This is a genomic window from Limnofasciculus baicalensis BBK-W-15, from assembly GCF_024178385.1.
GTDB classification, from domain to species: Bacteria; Cyanobacteriota; Cyanobacteriia; order Cyanobacteriales; family Coleofasciculaceae; genus Limnofasciculus; species Limnofasciculus baicalensis.
Genome location: NZ_JAMZMM010000551.1, coordinates 1 through 2,923, shown reverse-complemented (window position 1 = coordinate 2,923; position 2,923 = coordinate 1). Strand labels below are relative to the sequence as shown.

Genomic DNA, 2,923 nt, shown 5'->3' with positions numbered 1-2,923 from the left:
CTCACGCCAATTTGAGTACAAATATGGCGTGAGGCTTCCGGCGAAGAAAGCTAAACAATACTTTCCTACTTTCCTTACCCAATATTTTAGGTTAAATGTGCTAGTAGGTTGGGTTGAGGGGATCGAAACCCAACCTTGATGGGGCTGATGTTGGGTCTCCTTACCTCGACCCAACCTACAATATAGATGAATATTGCCTTACAATAATAAGTTTATTCACAAATTAGGGTGGGTATCAGTTGGGGTAGACAACCGCTCGCTTATAGATTGAAATTATGCTCCTGACAGACGATTTACTCCTCCATTACAAACGGTGTCCCCGTCGGACATTTCTAGATATTTACGGGGATCTATCTCAGCAAGCGCCACCGCCAGACTTTCTGCTGAAACTGCAACAAGATAGCATCACCCATAAGGAATCAGTATTGGGGAAAGTCGAAAAACGTGCTAAAAATCACGTCCCCCCAGAGACTTCACTTCTTTCCACATTGCCACCAGATGTGGATATTTCTACCCCCCGTTTACCCAATTACCCCAGAGGAAATTGGGAGGCAGGCGCGAGGGAAACTTGGGAGTTGATGCAACAGGGGACGAATTGCATTGCTAAACCTGTGTTGTTGATGCCAACAGATAAGGGGATAACTCTGGTAAGTTTTCCCGATCTATTAATTAAATATCCCGGACAATCTAATTTGGGAGATTGGATTTATGTTCCTCTGACAATTAAGTTTGGTAGACGACCTAAAGCAGATTATCAAATTATTGCCGCATTTCACGCCCACCTGTTAACCGTAACGCAGGAGGTTTTCCCAGATATTTCTTGGTTGATTTTGCGCCGTCAAGGTGTCTATACAGTCGATTTAGAACACTGGATACCAATGATGACAGAGGTTTTGTCCGAATGTATGGAGACATTGGAGGAGCGCAGGGAGCCAGAAGTCTTTATATCCCGTCAGAAATGTAGCCTTTGTCGCTGGTACAATAGTTGCCACGCGATCGCAAAATCTCAAAAACACATTTCCCTCTTACCAGGTGTCACCCCTAACCGTTATCGAGATTTGCAAGATCTAGGTATAACCAAAGTAGAATCACTATCTCAAACAGAGATTACCATCCTCGAACCAGTATTTGGTCTAGATATTGCCTCCGATTTAATTCAGCAAGCTCAAGCTACTGTTCAGAATAAAGCCATTCTCCGTCAACCACCCAGCCATTTACTAAAAGAATCTCTCCTCACTCCTTTAACAGCAAACAGCCCTTACCAAAATGACACTTTAGTAAGTTCCGCTTCTCGCTATGCTAATGGCAAGAGATTTCCATTTGTTTTGGATAACGATGCCTTACCCACAGCATCAGTAGAGCTTTTCTTTGATATTGAAGCACAGCCGGATCTGAATGTTGACTATTTGCTTGGTATCCTAGCGATCGATCGCGTCCAAGATACTCAGATATTCTATCCCTTCCTGGCAGAACAGCCCCAAGATGAAGGAAAAATCTGGCAACAATTCTTAGATTTAGTTTGGCGCTACCCCGATGCTCCCATTTTCCATTTTTCTGAATATGAAGTAGATACAGTCAAGCGATTAGCAAAACTTTACGATACACCGCGATCGCAGTTTAAACCCCTTCTGCCCCGGTTTGTGGATGTCCATAAGCAGGTGATGAGTACTGTAATGTTACCAGTGGAGAGTTATTCCCTGAAGCATTTAGCCAGATGGCTAGGGTTTGAGTGGCGGGATGCTACAGTTACGGGTTCCCAATGCGTCTGTTTGTACGATCGCTGGTTAACAACGGGCGATCGCGAAGTTCTCGATGTCATCCAACGCTACAATGAAGATGACTGCCGCGCTACATATCATCTTAAGGCTTGGTTATCGGATTTTTGGCAAGATTGCCAGGAGGCTTAATAATAATATATAAAGTTATGCGAAGATTTCTACATTACATGATGTTGGTGATTAAGATTACACCTATTCCTGAGAAATCAAGTGTTAAGATAGTAGCATGAGGGCTTTCGCAGAGGTTGGACTTAAGGAAAGCCCTTTATGAATTTTTAGAGAGGTAATCCCTATGCTTTCCCTGTTCCTCTTTTTTGTGGTAAGCGCTATCGGTAGCATCTGTCTGTCTCTACGAGCTTCTCATGAAGTTTCCCGGGTTCTCGCAATTAGCAGTGCCATCTGTTGTTCTATTTTCAGTTTTGCCCTAGCACCTTGGCCGATTCAGATCTTAATTTTTATCCTGCTTCTTGGCTTAGAAGGATTTTATCCATTCCGGAAAACAGCATTAGAATTTGTAACACTCTCGGTTACGAGAAAATGGTAGAGAGGAGAGAGGTTAGAGGAAGGAAAATATTTCTCTCTTTTCTACACCAGAGAATTTTATAAGAAAATAGAATCAAACCCCCCACCAAGCTTAAGTATGGTGGGGGGAATTCGTTAATAAAAAAGAATTGCGAAAGCTAACGCACCATTCCCACAAGATTGAGACTTAGGTAAAAATCTATCTATAGGGTTCGTTATCCTAGAATAACCTACCATTACCATTATATGTAATGTAACTGCGTAAGTCATGTATATGTTATAATTATGTTCATAATACACACATTCACTTAAACCCTAAAATACTAGCCAATCAGCCAACGCTAAGGCGAGTATTAACAAAGGAAAAAAACCATTTTAGGAGTTCCCCATGTCTACCGAATCCACTCCCATCAAACCTGCTATATTGATTACAATTATTGGTGAATCCGTACTGAGAGACCGCCTAGTGAAACTCCTGAAAAGCAATGGCGTAACAGGCTACACGATTACCGAAGCACAAGGTGAAGGTGGTCATGGTCGGCGTATGGGAGATATTGCAGGCTATAACACCAACATCGAGATTAAGACAATTGTATCCCTTGAAGTGTCCGATCAAATTCTCC

General features: G+C 42.5%; 2 protein-coding genes. Both read left to right on the top strand.

The features are described 5' to 3' along the window. Window positions 1-275 precede the first annotated feature (275 nt). The gene (locus NJ959_RS27995) at window positions 276-1,907 is read left to right on the top strand and encodes a TM0106 family RecB-like putative nuclease (protein ID WP_254015041.1); all 1,632 of its coding nucleotides are present in this window, start codon (window positions 276-278) and stop codon (window positions 1,905-1,907) included. 781 nt (window positions 1,908-2,688) lie between these two features. Beyond that, window positions 2,689-2,923 (top strand): P-II family nitrogen regulator (locus NJ959_RS27990; RefSeq protein WP_254015040.1); only part of this gene is annotated, 235 nt, incomplete at its 3' end.

Bases quoted from the DNA above. Each gene is read 5' to 3' on its own strand.
- NJ959_RS27995 (WP_254015041.1), top strand. From the start codon at position 276: ATGCTCCTGACAGACGATTTACTCCTCCATTACAAACGGTGTCCCCGT.